The 19,520-nt window shown below is 65.1% G+C and carries 18 protein-coding genes; 13 read left to right on the top strand and 5 right to left on the bottom strand.

What is annotated here, in order from left to right:
• Positions 1-26: 26 nt before the first annotated feature.
• Positions 27-719: an NUDIX hydrolase gene (locus ACNQVK_RS21015; protein ID WP_418031042.1), complete on the bottom strand. Its 693-nt coding sequence runs from the start codon at positions 717-719 to the stop codon at positions 27-29.
• Between the two features lie 46 nt (positions 720-765).
• Here ACNQVK_RS21015 and nadA point away from each other — a divergent pair, with 46 nt between their 5' ends.
• From nadA to nadC, 3 genes are read left to right on the top strand one after another with little or no spacing between them, the layout of a single operon-like run.
• Entirely contained in the window at positions 766-1,809 is a 1,044-nt protein-coding gene (gene nadA / locus ACNQVK_RS21010; protein ID WP_044519506.1) for a quinolinate synthase NadA, read from the top strand.
• Complete coding sequence (locus ACNQVK_RS21005; protein WP_418031041.1) at positions 1,806-3,407, top strand: L-aspartate oxidase; 1,602 nt, start codon at positions 1,806-1,808, stop codon at positions 3,405-3,407. Before nadA ends, ACNQVK_RS21005 begins: the two co-directional genes overlap by 4 nt.
• Positions 3,407-4,264 carry a carboxylating nicotinate-nucleotide diphosphorylase gene (gene nadC, locus ACNQVK_RS21000; protein WP_211154286.1) on the top strand — a complete coding sequence of 286 codons (858 nt, stop codon included), beginning with the start codon at positions 3,407-3,409 and terminating at the stop codon, positions 4,262-4,264. The genes ACNQVK_RS21005 and nadC overlap by 1 nt, the downstream gene beginning before the upstream one ends.
• 83 nt (positions 4,265-4,347) lie before the next feature.
• Here nadC and rhtB read toward each other — a convergent pair whose 3' ends face one another.
• A complete protein-coding gene (gene rhtB / locus ACNQVK_RS20995) occupies positions 4,348-4,983 on the bottom strand; it encodes a homoserine/homoserine lactone efflux protein (protein WP_418031040.1) in 636 nt (211 codons plus the stop codon).
• Positions 4,984-5,004: 21 nt separating this feature from the next.
• Positions 5,005-5,415 carry a nitroreductase family deazaflavin-dependent oxidoreductase gene (locus ACNQVK_RS20990; RefSeq protein ID WP_044518426.1) on the bottom strand — a complete coding sequence of 137 codons (411 nt, stop codon included), beginning with the start codon at positions 5,413-5,415 and terminating at the stop codon, positions 5,005-5,007.
• Positions 5,416-5,519: 104 nt separating this feature from the next.
• Here ACNQVK_RS20990 and hisD point away from each other — a divergent pair, with 104 nt between their 5' ends.
• Genes hisD through hisI form a run of 8 tightly spaced genes read left to right on the top strand, consistent with a single transcriptional unit; the run spans position 5,520 to position 11,934 of the window.
• Positions 5,520-6,860 carry a histidinol dehydrogenase gene (hisD, locus tag ACNQVK_RS20985; RefSeq protein ID WP_418031039.1) on the top strand — a complete coding sequence of 447 codons (1,341 nt, stop codon included), beginning with the start codon at positions 5,520-5,522 and terminating at the stop codon, positions 6,858-6,860.
• Between the two features lie 31 nt (positions 6,861-6,891).
• Positions 6,892-8,031 carry a histidinol-phosphate transaminase gene (locus ACNQVK_RS20980; protein WP_418031038.1) on the top strand — a complete coding sequence of 380 codons (1,140 nt, stop codon included), beginning with the start codon at positions 6,892-6,894 and terminating at the stop codon, positions 8,029-8,031.
• Positions 8,028-8,636, top strand: a complete 609-nt coding sequence (gene hisB / locus ACNQVK_RS20975; protein ID WP_418031037.1) for an imidazoleglycerol-phosphate dehydratase HisB — start codon at positions 8,028-8,030, stop codon at positions 8,634-8,636. Before ACNQVK_RS20980 ends, hisB begins: the two co-directional genes overlap by 4 nt.
• Complete coding sequence (gene hisH, locus ACNQVK_RS20970) at positions 8,633-9,250, top strand: imidazole glycerol phosphate synthase subunit HisH (protein WP_418031036.1); 618 nt, start codon at positions 8,633-8,635, stop codon at positions 9,248-9,250. The genes hisB and hisH overlap by 4 nt, the downstream gene beginning before the upstream one ends.
• The gene (priA, locus tag ACNQVK_RS20965) at positions 9,247-9,981 is read left to right on the top strand and encodes a bifunctional 1-(5-phosphoribosyl)-5-((5-phosphoribosylamino)methylideneamino)imidazole-4-carboxamide isomerase/phosphoribosylanthranilate isomerase PriA (protein ID WP_044518436.1); all 735 of its coding nucleotides are present in this window, start codon (positions 9,247-9,249) and stop codon (positions 9,979-9,981) included. The genes hisH and priA overlap by 4 nt, the downstream gene beginning before the upstream one ends.
• Positions 9,978-10,808 (top strand): inositol monophosphatase family protein, encoded by an 831-nt coding sequence (locus tag ACNQVK_RS20960; RefSeq protein ID WP_418034244.1) that lies wholly within the window; start codon positions 9,978-9,980, stop codon positions 10,806-10,808. Before priA ends, ACNQVK_RS20960 begins: the two co-directional genes overlap by 4 nt.
• Positions 10,805-11,590: an imidazole glycerol phosphate synthase subunit HisF gene (gene hisF / locus ACNQVK_RS20955; RefSeq protein WP_418031035.1), complete on the top strand. Its 786-nt coding sequence runs from the start codon at positions 10,805-10,807 to the stop codon at positions 11,588-11,590. The genes ACNQVK_RS20960 and hisF overlap by 4 nt, the downstream gene beginning before the upstream one ends.
• On the top strand, positions 11,590-11,934 hold the full coding sequence (hisI, locus tag ACNQVK_RS20950) for a phosphoribosyl-AMP cyclohydrolase (RefSeq protein ID WP_418031034.1): 345 nt from the start codon (positions 11,590-11,592) through the stop codon (positions 11,932-11,934). The genes hisF and hisI overlap by 1 nt, the downstream gene beginning before the upstream one ends.
• 159 nt (positions 11,935-12,093) lie before the next feature.
• Here hisI and ACNQVK_RS20945 read toward each other — a convergent pair whose 3' ends face one another.
• Both ACNQVK_RS20945 and ACNQVK_RS20940 read right to left on the bottom strand, forming a co-directional pair.
• Entirely contained in the window at positions 12,094-13,017 is a 924-nt protein-coding gene (locus tag ACNQVK_RS20945; RefSeq protein WP_418031033.1) for an SIR2 family protein, read from the bottom strand.
• A 767-nt stretch (positions 13,018-13,784) separates the two neighbouring features.
• Positions 13,785-15,659, bottom strand: a complete 1,875-nt coding sequence (locus ACNQVK_RS20940; RefSeq protein ID WP_418031032.1) for a hypothetical protein — start codon at positions 15,657-15,659, stop codon at positions 13,785-13,787.
• A gap of 1,170 nt (positions 15,660-16,829) precedes the next feature.
• On the opposite strand from ACNQVK_RS20940, the gene ACNQVK_RS20935 reads away from it, so the two are divergent.
• Positions 16,830-18,452: an N-6 DNA methylase gene (locus ACNQVK_RS20935; protein WP_418031031.1), complete on the top strand. Its 1,623-nt coding sequence runs from the start codon at positions 16,830-16,832 to the stop codon at positions 18,450-18,452.
• Positions 18,442-19,449 (top strand): hypothetical protein, encoded by a 1,008-nt coding sequence (locus tag ACNQVK_RS20930; RefSeq protein ID WP_418031030.1) that lies wholly within the window; start codon positions 18,442-18,444, stop codon positions 19,447-19,449. The genes ACNQVK_RS20935 and ACNQVK_RS20930 overlap by 11 nt, the downstream gene beginning before the upstream one ends.
• The last annotated feature ends 71 nt before the right edge of the window (positions 19,450-19,520 follow it).

Genomic DNA, 19,520 nt, shown 5'->3' with positions numbered 1-19,520 from the left:
AAGAAGGGTCTAAGAATCCAGTCGACTCACCCGGGAGGGCGTAGAGCAGCGAATTCGTCGGTGACGCGGTACCGCGAGTCGGTGAATCGGTACAGGGCGGCAGGGCGCCCCCCGCTGCGGCCCGAGCGGGCGGTGGTTCCGGTGCGGGTGATGACCTTGCGGCGTTCCAGAACCCGCTGCAGGTTGGTCGCGTCGACTTGGTGGTCGAGCGCGGCGCTGTAGATGTCCCGAAGCGTCGAGAGCGCGAATTCTTTTGGCGCCAAGGCGAATCCGATGTTGGTGTAGGACATCTTGGCCACCAGCCGGGTGCGTGCGTGTTCGACCATCGGCGCGTGGTCGAAGGCCATCGGGGGCAGGTCGCTGACCGGGTGCCAGCGGGTGTCTGGCGGCAGGGCCGGGGTGGACGGGGAGGGCACCAGGCCCAGAAACGTGGATGCGATCGTCCGGATGCCCGGCACCCGAACCGGGTCGGAAAACACCGCCAGCTGCTCCAGGTGGGCGATTTCACGCAGGTCAACCTTCTCGGCGAGCTGTCGCCGCACTGAGCTGGTCAGATCCTCGTCGTCGTCCAGTCGTCCGCCCGGCAGGGACCATTTGCCCCGCTCCGGATCGAGCGCACGCTGCCATAGCAGCACGTTGAGGCTGGGCTGCCTGGTGTCGAGGCCGCGAACCTGGAACACGACGGCGAGCACTTCGTGCGCGGTGTTACCATGTGGCATGTTTTCGATTATAAGTCGAAAACCTGACGTAGTGGAGGAGGTCGGCGTGACCGCTCTCAATGGCACCCTCTCGGGGGGCTTGGCAGATCAGATCGTCGATGGCCCCGGTGGCTATTCCGGCGTCGAAGGCGACGAGAAATGGGCTGCTGAGATCCGTCGTCTGGTCGACCTGCGCGGTGCGACGCTGCTGGCACACAACTACCAGCTGCCGGCCATCCAGGACGTCGCCGACCACGTCGGCGATTCTCTGGCGCTCTCGCGGATCGCCGCAGAGGCCCCCGAGGACACCATCGTGTTCTGCGGCGTGCACTTCATGGCCGAGACGGCCAAGATCCTCAGCCCGGACAAGACGGTGCTGATCCCGGATCAGCGGGCCGGTTGCTCGCTGGCCGATTCGATCACCGCCGACGAACTGCAGGCCTGGAAGGACGAGCACCCCGGCGCGGTCGTCGTGTCCTACGTCAACACCACCGCCGCGGTGAAGGCGCTGACCGACATCTGCTGCACCTCGTCGAACGCCGTCGAGGTGGTGGCCTCGATACCCGAGGACCGCGAGGTGCTGTTCTGCCCGGATCAGTTCCTGGGTGCGCACGTCCGGCGCGTCACCGGGCGCAAGAACCTGCACGTATGGGCCGGCGAATGCCACGTGCACGCCGGGATCAACGGCGACGAACTGGCGGCCCAGGCCCGGTCGCACCCGGACGCCGAACTCTTCGTGCACCCCGAATGCGGATGTGCCACCTCGGCGCTCTACCTGGCCGGCGAGGGCGCGGTTCCCGAGGATCGCGTGAAGATCCTGTCCACCGGCGGCATGCTCGACGCGGCGCGCGAGACCCGGGCGCGGCAGGTGCTGGTCGCGACCGAGGTCGGCATGCTGCACCAGTTGCGCAGGGCTGCACCCGAAGTCGACTTCCTGGCCGTCAACGATCGCGCGTCGTGCACCTACATGAAGATGATCACTCCGGCTGCGCTGCTGCGCTGCCTGATCGAAGGCGCCGATGAGGTGCACGTCGATCCCGATACCGCTCGCCTGGGTCGTGCCAGCGTGCAGCGCATGATTGCGATTGGCCAGCCCGGCGGCGGCGAATGACTCCGACGGGCAGTGCCCGGGGATCAAGCCGCTTCGCCTGCGGCAGTTCAACGCTGTGGCAGCAACGCGCTGACGTCGTCGTGGTCGGTACCGGGGTCGCGGGCCTGGTGGCAGCCCTGGCCGCGCACCGCCGCGGCCGCCGGGTGGTGGTGCTGAGCAAGGCCCGCGAGACCGCGACCTTCTACGCCCAGGGCGGGATCGCCGTCGTGCTACCCGACACCGACGATTCCGTCGAGGCGCACGTCGCCGACACGGTGGCCGCCGGCGGCGGCCTGTGCGACCCGGACGCGGTGCGCTCCATCGTCGCGGCCGGCTATGACGCGGTCGCCGATCTGGTGGCCGACGGCGCACAGTTCGATGAAACCGCTCCCGGGCGTTGGGCGCTGACCCGCGAGGGTGGGCACACCCGGCGCCGGATCATTCACGCAGGCGGCGATGCCACCGGGGCCGAGGTGCAACGGGCTCTCGACTCTGCGGCCGCCACTCTCGACATCCGCCGTGACCATGTGGCGCTGGAGGTCCTGCGCGACGAGGCCACGGTGACCGGGGTGCTGGTCCGCAATGAGGACGGCGTCGGCATCATCCACGCGCCGTCGGTCATCCTGGCGACGGGGGGCCTCGGCCACGTATACGCGGCCACCACCAACCCGAGCGGCTCGACCGGTGACGGCATCGCCCTCGCGCTGTGGGCCGGCGTCCCGGTCCGCGACATCGAGTTCGTCCAGTTCCACCCGACGATGCTGTATGCCGAGAACGGGGGCGGGCGACGCCCTCTCATCACCGAAGCGCTGCGCGGCGAAGGCGCCGTACTCGTTGACTCGCAAGGTAACTCGGTAACCGACGGGGTGCACCCGATGGGGGACCTGGCCCCACGCGACGTGGTCGCCGCAGCGATCAACGCCCGGCTGAGTGCCACCGGCGATCCGTGCGCGTACCTCGACGCCCGGGGCATCACCCGGTTCGCCGACCGGTTTCCCACGGTGGCGGCGGCGTGCGCGGCGGCCGGTGTGGACCCGACCCGTCAACCCATCCCCGTGGTTCCGGGCGCCCATTACAGCTGTGGCGGCGTGGTCACCGACGTGCAGGGCCGTACCGAACTGCCCGGGCTGTTCGCCGCGGGCGAAGTGGCCCGCACGGGGATGCACGGGGCGAACCGGTTGGCCTCCAACAGTCTTCTGGAAGGGCTGGTCGTCGGCGGCCGGGCCGGTCGGCTGGCCGCCGAGCACGCCGCTGCGGCGGGCCCGGTGCGCGCACAGGCGCCGCAGGACCGCCGTCAAGACGCGGTCGACCGAGATGTCCTGCAGCACGCCATGTCTGAGCATGCTTCAGTGGTCCGCGACGCCGATGGCCTGCGCCGGCTCGATGCCGTTCTGGCCGGCGCGCGATCGGTGCAGCCCGCCAACCGTCAGAGCTTCGAGGACGCGGCCCTCACCGCGACGGCGCAGGCAATTGCCGTCGCCGCCCTGGCCCGTACCGAAAGCCGTGGCTGCCACCATCGCGGCGATTACCCCGAAACCGACCCCGCTCAGGAGCATTCCGTGACGATTCGCGCCGTAGCCGGCCGTCCCGCCCTCGACACCGCAACGGCGGTGTGCTGATGGCGCTTTCGGATATCGAGCTGGCCGAGGCGCGTGCCACGATCGCGCGCGCGCTCGAAGAGGACCTGCGCTACGGCCCGGACATCACGACGCTCGCCACCGTGGGCGCCGACGCCATGACCACCGCCTCGGTGGTCAATCGGGAGCCAGGCGTGGCCGCGGGTGTCGACATCGCGCTGATGGTGCTCGACGAGGTGCTCGGTGCCGATGGCTACCGCGTGATCAACCGTGTCGAGGACGGTGCCCGGCTGGACGCCCGTTCGGCGATCCTGACGGTCGAGGCGTCGACCCGCGGGCTGCTCACCGCCGAACGCACGTTGCTCAACCTGATGTGCCACCTGTCGGGGATCGCCACCGCGACCGCTGCCTGGGTCGACGCGGTGGCCGGTACCAACGCCAAGATCCGGGACACCCGCAAGACGCTGCCGGGTATGCGTGCGCTGCAGAAGTACGCGGTGCGTGTCGGTGGCGGCGTCAACCACCGGATGGGCCTGGGCGACGCCGCCCTGATCAAGGACAACCACGTCGCCGCGGCCGGGTCGGTGCTGGCCGCGCTCAAGGCGGTCCGGGCCGAGGCGCCGGACCTGCCGTGCGAGGTCGAGGTCGATTCGCTCGAACAACTCGACGATGTGCTCTCGGCCGACGTGGAACTGGTGCTGCTGGACAACTTCCCGGTCTGGCAGACCCAGATCGCGGTTCAGCGCCGGGACACGCGCTCGCCCAAGACGCTGCTGGAATCCTCGGGTGGCCTGACGCTGGACAGCGCCGCCGATTACGCCGGCACCGGGGTCGACTACCTCGCGATCGGCGCCCTCACCCATTCGGTGCGGGTGCTCGACATCGGGCTGGACACCTGATCCGCAGCCATTCGTCCATCAACAACGCCGCGGATTGCTGCCTGATAGTGACTGCAAACCGCGGCGTTGTGGTTGGAGGCAGGCTAGGCAGTCGCGCCGCGACGCACCAGCGAGAGCACCACGGCGGCGGTCGCGAACAGCCCGGAGAACACCCGGCCGAGGATGGTCTGCTGCCGCGGTGTCTGCAGCCAGTTGAGCAACCGCGCGGCCAGTCCGGTGTAGAGGCTCATCACGACCACGTCGACGGTGACCATCGTCGCCCCGATCACCAGATACTGCGGCAGCAACGGAGCGGTCGGCACCACGAATTGCGGTAGCACCGCGACCAGGAACACCAAACCCTTCGGGTTGGTGGTGTTCACCAGGAATCCGCGCAGCACCAAGGCCAACCGGCCCCGCTCGCCCGCACCGCCCATCCGGGCGCGCAGATCCTGCGAGGCGCTACGCCACTGTTGGATCGCCAGGTAGATCAGATACGCCACACCGATCCACTTGACGATGTGGAAGGCCAGCATCGACTTGGCTACGACGGCGCCGAGGCCGACGGCGACCAGTACCAGCTGCGCCAGCAGCCCGATCTGGAGTCCGAGCACACTCCATGACCCACGGCGCACGCCATGGGTCAGGCCGGTCGCCATCGACTGGATCGCCCCGGCTCCGGGGGACAGACTGATGGCGATCGAAGCGCCGAGAAACGCGAGCCAGATCTGCCAGGTCATGTATGCAGTCTGGCGACGATGTCAAACGATATCTGCGACGAAGACGCCCATCCGGCGGGCCGCATTCCGGGGGATCCGGGGGAGTGTCGGATCGTCAGTGCCCGCCGGCAGCACGCGCGGATTGGTGATCTTGATGTCGCCGCGGAACAGGTGCACGTCGGCCCCTCCCGCCGCGATCACGTTCTTCACCCAGTTGGTCTTGCCGTGCAGGAGCGTCACCGCGAAAACATTGCCCTTGCGGTAGCTGGTGACGATCGTCTCGTACGGCGTACCGGAGGTGCGACCCCGATGCTTGATCACGGTGAACCCCGGCAAGCGCTTGGAAAATGGTTTCACCAGCGGGTTGATGTACTTGATCTGGAACCGCTCCAGCGCGGGCGGTATGAGCATCGGTACGCCGGGGGCGTTGTTCGGGTGGTCTTTCGCGGACATCTGGGGCTCCGTTCGGCAGGCTGAAACCACCCTACGGCGCGTCGGGCCGGCGGCAGTGGGCGACGGATTTTTATCAACTGGACTGATCAGGGACAATTGAACCGATGGCCGAGTTTGAGATGTCCCGTATCGACCTGCGTAACCGTGTGCTGAACGCCGCGCAGTTGCGATCCGCGCTGCCCCGCGGCGGAGTCGATGTGGACGCAGTGGTGCCCAAGGTCCGCCCGATCGTGGAGGCGGTCGCCGAGCACGGCGCGACGGCCGCACTGGACTATGGCCATACCTTCGACGGCATCCGCCCCGACACCGTGCGGGTTCCCGCGGCCCGGCTGGCAGCCGCGCTGGCCGACCTCGACCCTGACGTTCGCGCCGCACTGCAGGTGGCCATCGACCGGGCGCGCGCGGTGCACGCCGATCAACGCCGCACCGACACCACCACCACGCTGGCCCCCGGTGCCACCGTCACCGAACGCTGGGTGCCGGTGGAGCGCGTCGGGCTGTACGTGCCCGGCGGCAACGCGGTGTACCCGTCGAGCGTCGTGATGAACGTGGTGCCCGCCCAGACCGCCGGTGTCGATTCGCTGGTGATCGCCAGCCCGCCGCAGGCCTCGAACAGTGCTGATTTCGCGGGCCTGCCGCACCCGACCATCCTGGCCGCCGCCGCGCTGCTCGGCGTCGACGAGGTGTGGGCTGTTGGTGGTGCGCAGGCGGTGGCGCTGCTGGCCTACGGCGGCACGGATACCGACGGTGCCGAACTGGCCCCCGTCGACATGATCACCGGTCCCGGGAACATCTACGTGACCGCCGCCAAGCGGATCTGCCGCTCGCAGGTCGGCATCGACGCCGAGGCGGGCCCGACGGAGATCGCGATCCTGGCCGACGACACCGCCGACCCGGTGCACGTCGCCGCGGATCTGATCAGCCAGGCCGAGCACGACGAGATGGCGGCCAGCGTGCTGGTCACCGACAGTGAGGCATTGGCCGCGGCCACCGATCGCGAGCTCACCCGCCAGTTGGCCACCACGGTGCACGTCGACCGTGTCCGAGTAGCCCTTTCGGGCAAGCAGTCAGCGATCGTGCTCGTGGACGACATCGAGGCCGGGGTGCGGGTGGTGAACGCCTACGCCGCCGAGCACCTGGAGATCCAGACCCAGGACGCGCCCGGCGTGGCCGGCCGGATTCGTTCCGCGGGAGCCATTTTCGTGGGTGCCTGGTCTCCGGTCAGCCTGGGTGACTACTGCGCAGGCTCCAACCACGTGCTGCCGACCGCGGGCTGTGCCCGGCATTCCAGCGGCCTGTCCGTGCAGACCTTCCTGCGCGGCATCCACGTCGTCGAGTACGACGAGGCCGCACTCAAAGACGTTTCCGGACATGTGATCACGTTGTCCAAGGCGGAAAACCTGCCCTCGCACGGCGAGGCGGTACGACGGAGGTTCGAACGGTGATGAGCGCTTGCGCGAAGAGCAGAAGGCACTGATGAGCGCACGGGATGTGACGCTGGCCGATCTGCCGCTCCGCGAGAACCTGCGCGGGAAATCGCCTTACGGGGCACCGCAATTGGTGGTTCCGGTACGGCTCAACACCAATGAGAACCCGCATCCGCCGACGCAGGCCCTGATCGACGACGTCGCCGCATCGGTCCGCGGGGCCGCCGCCGAGCTGCACCGCTATCCCGATCGTGACGCGGTGGCGTTGCGCACTGATCTGGCGGCGTATCTCACCGCGGCCACCGGTGTACAGCTCACCGTCGACAACCTCTGGGCGGCAAATGGTTCCAACGAGATCCTGCAGCAGCTGCTGCAGGCCTTCGGCGGGCCGGGACGTACGGCGATCGGGTTCGTGCCGTCGTACTCGATGCACCCGATCATCTCCGACGGCACCCAGACCGAGTGGCTGCAGGCGGCCCGCGCGGCAGACTTCGGACTGGACGTCGACGCAGCCGTCGCCGCGGTCGAGGAGCGCACACCCGACGTGGTGTTCGTGGCGAGCCCCAACAACCCGTCGGGCCAGAGTGTCTCGATCGAGGACCTGCGCCGGCTGCTGCAAGCGATGCCCGGTGGGATCTTGATCGTCGACGAGGCCTACGGCGAGTTCTCGTCGCAGCCCAGCGCGGTCACCTTGATCGACGAGTTCCCGGCCAAGCTGATCGTCACCCGCACGATGAGCAAGGCGTTCGCGTTCGCCGGTGGACGGCTCGGCTACCTGGCCGCCGCGCCCGCGGTGATCGACGCGCTGCTGCTGGTGCGCCTGCCGTATCACCTGTCCGTGCTCACCCAGGCCGCCGCGTGCGCGGCGTTGCGTCACGCCGACGACACCCTGGGCAGTGTTGCGATGCTGGCCGCCGAACGGGACCGGGTGAGTGCGGAACTGCATCGCCTCGGCTATCGCGTGATCCCCAGTGATGCCAACTTCGTGCTGTTCGGCGAGTTCGCCGATGCACCCGCGACGTGGCAGCGCTACCTGGACAAGGGGATCCTCATCCGCGATGTCGGCATCCCCGGCTTCCTGCGCACCACAATCGGTCTGGCCGAGGAGAATGATGCGTTCCTGGCCGCCAGCGCCGATCTGTCCGCCACCGAACTTCAGCCAGCCAACAGCCCGGTAGGAGCATCGTGACCCGTCGCGCGAAGGTCGAACGTAAGACCAGGGAATCCGACATCGTCGTCGAGATCGACCTCGACGGCACCGGCGTCGTCGACATCGACACCGGTGTGCCGTTCTTCGACCACATGCTGACGTCGTTGGGCACCCACGCCAGTTTCGATCTCACGGTGCACGCCAAGGGCGACATCGAGATCGAAGGGCACCACACGATCGAGGACACCGCGATCGTGCTGGGCCAGGCTCTCGGCCAGGCTCTCGGTGACAAGAAGGGCATCCGCCGGTTCGGCGACGCGTTCATCCCGATGGACGAGACCCTCGCGCACGCCGCGGTCGACGTGTCCGGCCGGCCATATTTCGTGCACACCGGGGAACCGGATTTCATGGTGGAGTTCACCATCGCCGGATCGCAGGCGCCGTACCACACCGTGATCAACCGGCACGTGTTCGAATCGCTGGCGTTCAACGCCCGCATCGCGTTGCACGTGCGCACGCTCTACGGTCGCGACCCGCACCACATCACCGAGGCGCAGTACAAGGCTGTGGCCCGCGCGTTGCGCCAGGCCGTCGAGTACGACGCCCGGGTGACCGGCGTTCCGTCGACCAAAGGCACTCTGTGACCAAGAAAGTCATCGTTCTCGACTACGGATCGGGCAATCTCCGCTCGGCTCAGCGTGCGCTGGAGCGGGTCGGTGCCGACGTCGAAGTGACGGCCGATCCAGGCGCTGCCGCGGCAGCCGACGGATTGGTGGTGCCCGGTGTCGGTGCCTTCGAGGCCTGCATGACCGGACTCCGGGCGATCGGTGGCGAGAAGATCATCGCCGACCGCTTGCAGCACGGTCGTCCGGTGCTGGGGGTGTGCGTCGGCATGCAGATCCTGTTCGCCCGCGGGGTGGAATTCGGGACGGAGTCCACCGGTTGCGCGCAGTGGCCCGGCTCGGTGACCCGACTGGACGCCCCGGTGATTCCACACATGGGGTGGAACGTCGTCGACGCCGCCGCAGGCAGCACCCTGTTCAAGGGGCTCGACGCCGCAACACGCTTCTATTTCGTGCATTCGTATGCCGCCCAGGAGTGGTCCGGTAATCCGGACGCACTGGTCACCTGGGCGACGCATCATGTGCCCTTCATCGCTGCCGTCGAAGACGGCGCGTTGTCGGCCACGCAATTTCATCCGGAGAAGAGTGGCGACGCCGGTGCGACGCTTCTCGCGAATTGGGTTGAGGGACTGTGAGTTTGATTCTGTTGCCGGCTGTCGATGTGGTGGACGGCAAGGCGGTGCGCCTTGTCCAGGGCAAGGCAGGCAGTGAGACCGACTACGGTTCGGCGCTGGAAGCCGCGCAGGCATGGCAGCGTGACGGTGCCGAGTGGATCCACCTGGTGGACCTGGACGCCGCCTTCGGGCGCGGCAGCAACCGCGAACTGCTGGCCGACCTGGTCGGCAAGCTCGACGTGAAAGTCGAGTTGTCCGGCGGGATCCGCGATGACGATTCGCTGAAGGCCGCCATGGACACCGGTTGTGCGCGGGTGAACATCGGCACCGCGGCGCTGGAAAGCCCCGAGTGGTGCCGCCGCGCCATCGCCGAATACGGCGACCGGGTGGCCGTCGGGCTGGACGTGCAGTTCGAGAACGACAGCTGGCGCCTGCGCGGCCGCGGCTGGGAAACCGACGGCGGCGACCTCTGGGAGGTGCTGGATCGCCTTGACCGCGAGGGATGTTCGCGCTACGTCGTCACCGACGTCACCAAGGACGGCACCCTCACCGGTCCCAACCTGGAACTGCTCGCCGCGGTCGCCGACCGCACCGACGCCCCGGTGATCGCCTCGGGCGGGGTGTCCAGCCTCGATGACCTCCGGGCGATCGCCACCCTGACCGGCCACGGTGTCGAGGGCGCGATCGTCGGGAAGGCGCTCTACGCCGAACGATTCACTCTGCCGCAGGCACTGGCCGCGGTCAGCGGATAAGCGAGGTGGGTGACCTGGATCCGTCGAAGTTGGCCGCACTGGTAGCTGCGGCGACCGAGATCCTCGACGCGGCGTCGGTGCCGTTCATCGCCGGGCACCGCGCGGATTCCGCGGTCACCAAGCAGGGCAACGACTTCGCCACCGAGGTCGATCTCGCGATCGAACGGCAGGTGGTGCGGGCGCTGACCGAGGCGACCGGGATCGGGGTCCACGGCGAGGAATTCGGCGGGGAGCCCATCGACTCACCGCTGGTGTGGGTGCTCGACCCGATCGACGGCACGTTCAACTACGCGGCCGGTTCGCCGATGGCGGCCATCCTGCTCGGACTGCTGGCCGAGGGCGAGCCGGTCGCCGGCCTGACCTGGCTGCCGTTCACCGGACAGCGGTATTCGGCGCTGGCCGGAGGTCCGGTGCGGGACAATGGCACCGCGCTGCCGCCACTGGGGTCACCGACCCTGACCGATTCGATCGTCGGCATCCAGACCTTCAACATCGATTCCCGCGGCCGGTTCCCGGGCCGCTACCGAGTCGAGGTGCTGTCCAACCTGAGCCGCGTGTGCTCGCGCGTTCGCATGCACGGCGCCACGGGGGTGGACCTGGCCTATGTGGCCGCCGGGATCTTGGGCGGAGCCATCAGTTTCGGGCACCACATCTGGGACCATGCCGCCGGCGTGGCGCTGGTCCGGGCTGCCGGGGGCATCGTGACGGACCTGGCCGGCGATCCGTGGACGGCCGAGTCCAAGTCGGCGCTGGCCGCCGCACCCGGCGTGCACGAACGCATGCTGGAAATCGTGAAATCCGCTGGCAATCCGGAGGACTACCTGTGAGCACCATCAGTGACGTGGCAACCAGGGTCATCCCGTGCCTCGACGTCGACGCCGGCCGGGTGGTCAAGGGGGTCAACTTCGAGAACCTGCGGGATGCGGGCGATCCCGTCGAACTGGCCGCCGCCTACGACGCCGAAGGCGCCGACGAGCTGACCTTCCTCGACGTGACCGCATCCTCGTCGGGCCGGGCCACCATGCTCGAGGTGGTCAAGCGCACCGCCGAGCAGGTGTTCATCCCGCTGACCGTCGGTGGCGGCGTGCGCGCGGTCGAAGACGTCGACGTGCTGCTGCGCGCCGGTGCCGACAAGGTGTCGGTCAACACCGCCGCGATCGCCCGGCCCGAACTGCTGGCCGAGATGGCGCGCCAGTTCGGTTCCCAGTGCATCGTGCTCAGTGTCGACGCCCGCACCGTGCCTGCCGGCGATCAGCCCACCCCGTCGGGGTGGGAGGTCACCACCCACGGTGGGCGCCGCGGCACCGGAATCGACGCGATCGAGTGGGCCGCGCGGGGCGCCGAACTCGGGGTCGGCGAGATCCTGCTCAACTCGATGGATCGCGACGGCACCAAGGCCGGCTTCGACCTGCCGATGCTGCGCGCGGTCCGTGCCGCGGTCGGGGTCCCGGTGATCGCCAGCGGCGGTGCCGGTGCGGTGGCCGACTTCGCGCCTGCCGTGCAGGCCGGCGCGGACGCGGTGCTGGCCGCCAGTGTGTTCCATTTCCGGGAACTGACCATCGGCCAGGTGAAGGCTGCGATGGCGGCGGAAGGGATTGTGGTGCGGTAATGGCTCTCGATCCCAATATCGCCAAGCGCCTCAAGCGCAACGCCGACGGGCTGTTCAGCGCGGTGGCGCAGGAGCGGTCCACCGGTCAGGTGCTGATGGTCGCCTGGATGGACGACGACGCGTTGGCCCGCACTCTGGAAACCCGTGAGGCCACGTACTTTTCGCGGTCCCGCGGCGAGCAGTGGGTCAAGGGCCTGACCTCGGGGCACACCCAGTACGTGCACTCGGTCCGGCTGGACTGCGACGGCGACACCGTGTTGCTGGAGGTCGACCAGATCGGCGCCGCCTGCCACACCGGGGCTCACACCTGCTTCGACGCGGACGTGCTGCTGTCCGACGGCTGACGCCTCGATTGGCCTGTTGACAAGCTAGGCGCTGTCCCGCTGAGCATGGGGCTGAGAGGATGCCCAGAAGCTGCGGGTAGGTGCTAGAAGGCTGTTCATTTCCTGCCGTTTTTCTGGCAGACAGTTGGGGATGGCATCGACGTCACCGCCGCAGAATGACTAAAGGGTGGCGGCGGTCCGGCACACATCAAGAATGAACGTGGGCATGTCGTCGACACTCGGTACGATGATGGGTACAAGGCCTACTTCAAGTAGTTCATCTTCCCGTTCTTTCGAGAGACCCGAAGTCAGCACAAATCCAATCAAACCTCGCCCACCAATATCTCGGCGTGCACGCGCAAGATGCACGTCGATATCGACGTCGTTCATGCTTGTCCCAATGGCAAGAAACCTTTTCGAAAGAAACCTGCTGCCCAACAAGGTCGGCCACGGAGCGTCGGCGTTTGCAGACAATCTCGAAATAAGATCCTGATACGAAAGAACGAGCCACTCGGTCTTTGGGTACTTTTTCTCAACGAGTGGCATAAACCCGTGTGGATGGAACACGGTGACGTCCACATCGCCCCTCAAGTAGGTGGGAAACTCCGAAACCACCTGCGTGCTGAATCCGTGCAAATGAAGGTACCATTCCAACAAATCATCGAAATTTAACGTAAACACATCCCCGACGGAACCGCGAGACGAAGCCATCACTATAGCGCCCAAAGCGGTCAGCATCGGATTGCCCATAATGCTCTGAGGGTATTCGCCCGCTCGGAGGTCATCTGGGCGGTACAAGTTTTCGCGGACCAGCTGGTCTAGAGTTCGTGGATCCTTATTTCTCTCTAGCGTCCGCCGTACTGTATCGATTGCCTTCATTAGATCTTGCGAGGATCGGTCAGGGGTTGAGTTAATTCCAACCGCTGCTTCGCATCCGGCTACCAAATCATTCCAGTTGGGAAGCCCCACACCTCGACTCACACCAGCACCGAGGAGCAGCGCAAGTTCCCCTCTGCGAAGAAGTATCGCCAAGAACCGGCAGGCGAGGTCCCGGTTCTGAAGGTCGGTCAGGGTGAGGGTTTCGAAGTCACGCAGCGATATCATTCATCGTCCTCATCTTCAGCACGATCGAGTGGTCGCGTTCGCGTAAGTTTAAGCGACCCAGTCTCATCTAATCGATCAATCACGTTTAGCGGGAGCGCGAATCGCTTCTCCTCAGCTTGAAACCACCAGAAGTTGCCGTGTCTGTCTATGTTCACCCGACACTTACTATTCTCTCCCGAAACTTCAGTTCTAATGGAATACGGAGCAGCAACATTCTTAATAGCAGCGTGTAGCTCGGAATGAAGTGGGTTGCGCCGGCGAGTGACACCAATTCCAGCGTAGGTTCGGAGAGCATTTGCATCGTTACCTTCGTAGCCGTCAGCTCACCTACTGAGCCATCCGACAACGTTTGATAGACCGATGCCATGTCCACGGATACGTAACGCGGAGCGGGATGGTCCAGCTTTCTTCGTAGATCGCTAGTGATTAACGATAAAAGTCGTACGTATGGCGAGGCCAAGAGGATCACCGGCGTGTTAACGGAGCGCAGAGGTTCCCGGGTCGCGAAGTACACGTCGTGGGCGTATCGGTCGCCCCTACGTCTGTCGTCGGCCGAGACGATATGGCCGGGGTACAGACTCCGGCTGGCGAGATACTCAAATCTATGGACGGCCCACTCGGTTTCTGGAAGGCGTACTGAGCGATGTGAACCGACCGAACCCGCGAGTAGCTTCCTAAAAGTAGGAAAGTCGCGCAAGTTATCGTGGCAAACCAGCACAGACGTGTAGCGACGTTGCTCATGAATGCCCAGCGCCATGTTGCGAGTCCTAACTTAACTGAAGCATCTGCCAGAGGGTCTCATACTCGACCGCAGGCGCGCCGCCTTGGTCGGAGTATCCGCCGAAACGGTCGAGAAGAAAGGCGATCGGGCTCTGAATATCATCACCAGTGTAGTCGCCAACATTGAGCGCGTAAGTCGGTCTGCCGTTTTGGACGGTCGTGTTGGTATCCCGGATCAATGCAGCATTCAGCTCTGGATCGTAAAGAAAAGCTTTTACCAAATGCACGACGTATCGAGCACCCATAAACTCTGTGCCAATTCGCTTCAGCGCAGTTTCATTTTCGAGTACTTCGATCGCCCTCCGCATAGCCGGCCGTAGTCTTGGGCGATTCTCAATCTGCTGCAGAACTGTCTTCAACCGAGTGACGCACTCGTCGAATATTTCTTGAGACGGGCCTATATCGTTGCTTGATGCCGACAACGCACAAATTGTGCGCAACACGTAATGCTCAATTCGTTCACTCACACTCGGGATCAGAGACCACGAACTCCATATTGAGTTGATGTAGTCGTCCTCGCGCGCGTCATAGACATATAAGAAGTCGAGGACATGCACTATAATTTCGTGAACCATCCCACTTTGGGAGCGCATCAACAAGCGCAGCGACTGTTCAGTAAGATAATCGGGCACCGATACAGACTCGGCCTCGTTGATTTCTCCGTGAATTGCTTGCGCTAGGCGCGAGCTTCCATTCAAGCCAATAAGTGCTTCGATGAAAGCTACTTGCATAGATTCCAAAGCATTAGCGCCGATGTCTCGGGCGTTGTAGCGCTTCAGCAAGTCCTCAACTGATGCGCTGTCGGGCATTTCAAGAATCGTTGCCAAGATATCACGAACATGAGCATGAAGAAATTCATGCGTCAAGGTCAACAGATTCCATTCTTTGGTCGCGGCGGCGTAGATGCATTGCCAACTCAGGCTTATCGAATGCAGCGACTCATGAAATCCCCACCGCGAGCTAAATACTGGCATGTGGTAGCGGAAACCCTCGGATACCCCGTCATCAAGGTCGCGTATCGCTATATTCGATCCGTACCAGGTACCGAAATCTGTCCTGGTGGACGGCTCGAACGGATCAAAAGGAGGGCGAGCCTGATAACATCGCTGAATCCGCCCTACATGGTCAAATTTGGCGAATGTCTCATTCAGGTGTGAGTAGATCCGCCACGCTTCGCGACACATCCCGCCAATGCCTAGGAGCGAATATTCGCCTACTGGGTACGTTCCCCGAAACACTGGCAGCGCCCCCGAGCCGAGCTGCGAACAGTAGAGTGTCAAAATCGAGTTGGTTTCGACCAGTACACTTTCTAGCGCGATTGACCTTCGTACCTGAGGTTCATCCAACTCGGTGTGATTATATATCTGTTCTAGTTCAACTGCGATGTCCTCAATTGAGTTGTACAGCCAGTCAACTAATGGTTGGAGGTCACTTGCATACTGTGACGCAAACTGGGAAAACACGGCCATGTTTCCGTTAAATTGCCGGATCTGCGCTGCTGCTTCGAAACCGAGATCTTCATGACGTATCGGTACGGGGGCGACCCATGTAGGCGGGGCGGTTGGGGTTTCCACCACCACCTCGTCCGTTAGCAAGAGCCCATTGCGGTACGGCCAGATCTCATATCCAGCGAGGTTCAGCGCGAGTTCCTTGTTCCCCGTCAACTCAATCGCTTCGGCTGCGTCATCGAGCAGTACAACCGCGCACGCGTGCCCGTGCGAGATGTACGTACGACCGGCAATAGATTCGCCCAAATCGTTCATAAGTGCGGCCATCAGCTCTGATGACTTCTTCGGGACGAGGAGCGCAATCGCGCCTTCCTCTGCTAGCGCTGCAGGCGCAGCCCCCAGGGAGGCTGGCACCAATGGGCTGGTACGGCCACGGTGCCTAGACAGCCCTTCGACAGCGCTCTCAGTGATGCTTAACCCGAACTCGGAGTCAGTGATTACCCACAGGGTAAGAAAGCGCTTCATCAGGCTTTATCGAACGAGACTTCCCAACCTGACTCGTTCGATGAATACCGGAATGTGCGCTTCGAGCCTTCGGCTCCTGCATTGCAGTCACGATCGCCATCGGGCATGGAATCCCTGAGAGTCGGCGAAGCGTGGAAGTTGGTGCCGGTGTCGTAGACTTTGGGTGCACCAAGGTGTCCGCCGAGCCAGAAATACTCGGCAGACAAAATGGACCTCTGCGCCCTAATCCTCGACATACTCCACCCTCGTCCCCGTTTGTCAACAACGGGCAGACAGTAGCAGTAGATCGCTGTCCACTGCCACCGAATCCTATAACGGCAGGCTACCAGGTGGGTTCGAGGTTGCTAACAGGCGCCCTTGGGGTTCGTCTGCGGTGGCCGCTACGGCTTTCGTGGATCGCATCTGTGCTGTTACTACCAGCGAAATTCATGCATCGGCGGCGTTGGTTCAGTCCGCTGTACGTCTGACTAAGGCGCAGTCCGTACTCTGTTCTGTGTTTGCTGACGGCGACTGTCTGAAGCGTCTTGCTGCCATCTGTTGTCATCATCGGCTGACGACCTTTCGTGATGGGTGGGTTGACCAACACCTGCCGGGACGGAACTGTGCGCTGGACTGCGCTGAACGGACAGACCCATCGGCGCAGTCCTGGTGCGACGGACACATCGCTGACAGCTGGCGGCACTGACTAGCATCATCGCGCACAAGTGCCATCTCCCGGGCGGCACGGGTCGCACAGCGCCAGGCGAAAAACGCGAGGTTGCGTCCGGTCAGTGCCGAAGCGCGCCCCGTGTGACAGGCCGGCTGCCGTGAGATGCGGCGCTGTCGGCGCAGGGCAACCGGACGGGCGCCAACCTGACCCTCCTATTCAAGGTTGATGACCTCAGTTCCAGCCCTTCGCCAACGGGATCAGCGAACCGCCCGATCCTGAGACCTCCCCACGACCTGGCAACCCCGCCCGCACCATGGCCAAACCGCCGTTCTGAGTGGAACCCGTCTTATCACGCACCATCACGCGTTGCGGTGTCAGAACTTGTCGGTGTCATCGGCAACAATTGCGGAGTGACCGACACCGCTGCGACCCGCAAAGCGCGCGGTGCGTTCTTCACACCGCCCGAGATCACGCGTTACCTGACCCGGTGGGCAATCCGGTCCGGCGACGATGAGGTCTTCGAACCCGCGGCCGGGGAGGCCGCCTTCGTGGTCGAGGCGGTTAACCGGCTGGTGGAATTGGGTACTGCTCAGCCGAAGGTCGACGGGGTGGAACTTCACGCGGCAAGTGCCGCCACCGCCCGCAAGCGCGTCGCCGCTGCCGGCGGCAAGGCCCGAATCAGGACCGCGGATTTCTTCGCCATCGAACCGCGCGCCGAATACAGCGCGGTGATCGGCAACCCGCCCTACATCCGCTACCAGGAGTTCCGGGGTGCCACTCGGGCGCAGTCGCGCCGGGCCGCGCTCAAGGCCGGGGTCACGCTGTCGGGACTGGCATCGAGTTGGGCGGCGTTCACCGTGCACGCCGCGTTGTTCCTGCGGCCGGGTGGGCGCCTGGCGCTGGTGCTACCCGCGGAGCTGCTGAGCGTCAACTACGCGGGTGCCGTGCGGAAGTTTCTGTTCGACCGGTTCACCAGCGTCGAGCTGGTGATGTTCGACGAGCAGGTGTTCCCCGAGGCCGAAGCGGACGTGGTGCTGCTGCTCGCCGACGGCTATGGCGGTGGGCCGTGCGGTCACGCCGTCATCCACCGGGCCCGCAATGCGGCTTCCCTGACATCTGAACTCGCACAACGGCGTTGGGCACCGCGCGATCCCGCCGACAAGTGGGTCAGCGGCCTGATCGGCAACGCGCCGGTGGATGCGATCCACGGTCTGCATGACGCCGGGCACTTCTCCATGCTGGAGACCTGGGGTGACACCACGCTGGGCATGGTGACCGGCAACAACAGCTTCTTCGCGCTGTCCCCGGACCGCGTGCGTGAACTCGGGCTGCGGCGCACCGACCTGCTGCCGTTGTCGCCGCCCGGGAGCGCTCACCTGCGTGGTCTGACCCTGTCCGCCGAGCAGTTGGCCAGGTTGGGGGAGGACGGGCGGTCGATCCACCTGTTCCGTCCGGCCGGGACGCCGTCGGCCACCGCGCAGCGCTATATCGACGCCGGTCACGCCGCTGGGGTGCATCTTGCGTACAAGTGCCGGGTGCGCCGGCCCTGGTATCAGGTGCCCCTGGTGAATCCGGCTGACCTGCTGCTGACCTGTATGAATGCCGACACCCCACGGTTGGTCACCAACCGGGCCAAGGCGCATCACCTCAACTCGGTGCACGGCGTGTACCTGCGCGACGAGGTGCGGACGCTGGGCCGTGACCTGCTCGGGCTCGCCGCGCTGAACTCGGTGACGGTGCTGCACGCCGAGATCGTCGGCCGCTCCTACGGTGGCGGCATCCTGAAGATCGAACCCCGCGAGGCCGACCGGTGGCTGGTTCCGTCACCGGACCTGGTGGCCGCCCGCGCCGACGAGCTGCGGGCGGTCCGCCGGCGGGTCGGATCGCTTCTTGAGCGGGGCGGACTGCTCGAGGCGACTCGCATCGTCGACGAAGCGTTGGGGCTGGAGACCAGAATCGTCCTGGAACCCGTTCGGACCGCGCGCGATTCATTGGCGACGCGCCGGACGGTAAGGTCTCGGCGTGCCCGCTGAACCGTCGACCAAGGCCACCGCGTGGGCGATCTTCGACCGAATCGTGGCCGACGCGGCACCGGTAGGCGTCCACACCAACCCATGGGTGCGGGTGGCCGGCGAGGTGAGCTTCGTTCCGGATTTCCGGGTGCTGCGCAAGCTGCTCGGCGTGCCGTTGTTCCTGGATGCGCCGTCGACCACCGGGGTTCCGGCGCTGGCCCTCGACGTGTGGTTGGCCTACGAGCTGCGGCGTGCCGGTTTCGATCCGGATGCGGTGTGGCCCAGGGCGACAGATCCGCGGATCATGCCCAGCGCCATCGCCAGCCTGCTTGAGGCGCTGCCGCAAAAAGAACGGCACCTCATCGAGCAACGGCTGAAGCGGTCGATGAAAGGCGTCGCCGCGTCGAGCGCCAGCGTGCTAGGCAAGCACTACATGAAACAGGTCGACGTGGTGATGTCGGACTGGGACACCGGTCCGGAATTGCTGATCAGCACCAAACGGATGGACTCCAGCTTCGGCAAGAACGCCGCCAACCGCGTCGAGGAAAGCTACGGCGACGCCAAGAATCTGCGGCTGCGCCACCCGTTGTCGGCGCTCGGATTCGTCTACGGCTTGCGCTCGACGATCCTGAGCACCGAACCGGACAAGGCCGAGTGGCTCATCGACCTGCTGGGCAAGCTCGGCACCGAGGATGACGCCTATCACGCGGTGGCACTGGTGATGATCGACTACGACTCCGAGGTCGCCGAGTCCGCGGACGAGGAAGTCGACAGCATCGAAAAGGCCGAGCCGGACGCGCTGTTCGAGATCGTCGATGTCGCCACGGCGGCCGTGGACGAGGCGTTGGCGGCCCTACCCGACATCGCGATCCGGCACGACACGGTGCCGCCCGAGCTGCAGCCCTCGCGTTTTCTGGCGACCATGGTCAACCGCGTCATCGACACCACACCGGTGACCCGGCACCGTGAGGCGCGCCGGCGGCGGAACACACCGTCCGAGCCTGAGCGCCAGGCCTGACGGAATCGCCGAAATCAACGCAGAGGTCGCAGATTCGCGCGGCGAACGACCTCTGCGTCGCACTCGCGGAA

The organism is Mycobacterium sp. 134, assembly GCF_048282715.1.
GTDB classification, from domain to species: Bacteria; Actinomycetota; Actinomycetes; order Mycobacteriales; family Mycobacteriaceae; genus Mycobacterium; species Mycobacterium septicum.
This window is presented reverse-complemented; position numbering and strand designations above follow the sequence as displayed.

Bases quoted from the DNA above. Each gene is read 5' to 3' on its own strand.
- nadC (WP_211154286.1), top strand. From the start codon at position 3,407: ATGGCGCTTTCGGATATCGAGCTGGCCGAGGCGCGTGCCACGATCGCG.
- rhtB (WP_418031040.1), bottom strand. From the start codon at position 4,983: ATGACCTGGCAGATCTGGCTCGCGTTTCTCGGCGCTTCGATCGCCATC.
- ACNQVK_RS20945 (WP_418031033.1), bottom strand. From the start codon at position 13,017: ATGATATCGCTGCGTGACTTCGAAACCCTCACCCTGACCGACCTTCAG.
- hisD (WP_418031039.1), top strand. From the start codon at position 5,520: ATGGCCGAGTTTGAGATGTCCCGTATCGACCTGCGTAACCGTGTGCTG.
- hisI (WP_418031034.1), top strand. From the start codon at position 11,590: ATGGCTCTCGATCCCAATATCGCCAAGCGCCTCAAGCGCAACGCCGAC.
- ACNQVK_RS21005 (WP_418031041.1), top strand. From the start codon at position 1,806: ATGACTCCGACGGGCAGTGCCCGGGGATCAAGCCGCTTCGCCTGCGGC.
- ACNQVK_RS21015 (WP_418031042.1), bottom strand. From the start codon at position 719: ATGCCACATGGTAACACCGCGCACGAAGTGCTCGCCGTCGTGTTCCAG.
- ACNQVK_RS20990 (WP_044518426.1), bottom strand. From the start codon at position 5,415: ATGTCCGCGAAAGACCACCCGAACAACGCCCCCGGCGTACCGATGCTC.
- ACNQVK_RS20980 (WP_418031038.1), top strand. From the start codon at position 6,892: ATGAGCGCACGGGATGTGACGCTGGCCGATCTGCCGCTCCGCGAGAAC.